Origin of the sequence: Leifsonia sp. SIMBA_070 (assembly GCF_046534635.1) — a bacterium.
Taxonomy (GTDB): Bacteria; Actinomycetota; Actinomycetes; order Actinomycetales; family Microbacteriaceae; genus Leifsonia.
Map to the genome: position 1 here is coordinate 1 of NZ_JAWRYK010000376.1, position 266 is coordinate 266.

At 56.4% G+C, this 266-nt stretch carries 1 protein-coding gene; it reads right to left on the reverse strand.

Annotated features, from left to right (window positions below):
- The coding region (locus tag SB754_RS20735) for an ATP-grasp fold amidoligase family protein (protein WP_410784240.1) at positions 1–249 on the reverse strand (249 nt) is incomplete at its 3' end.
- Positions 250–266 lie beyond the last annotated feature (17 nt).

Sequence of the window (266 nt, forward strand, 5' to 3'; positions counted from 1 at the left end):
GCCGACCACGCCGTAGAAGCAGTAGAACTTTATATCTCGGGCTGGCAGCGAGGGGTCGTGATCGCTGAAGACCAACCGTTCTTCGATCCAAGCATCGTCCGCCACATCGCCCGATGAAAGATCGTGCGCGATGCTCTCGCGGAGCGCTTCGATGTCAGGCAGGGAACGGTTTCGAGGCAGGTCGGTAATCGTCTCCTGTCCAAGGATATAAACGCCTTTGGACATAATTCCAGCTAGCGGTTTCACCACTGTTCCCCGGGAGAGTT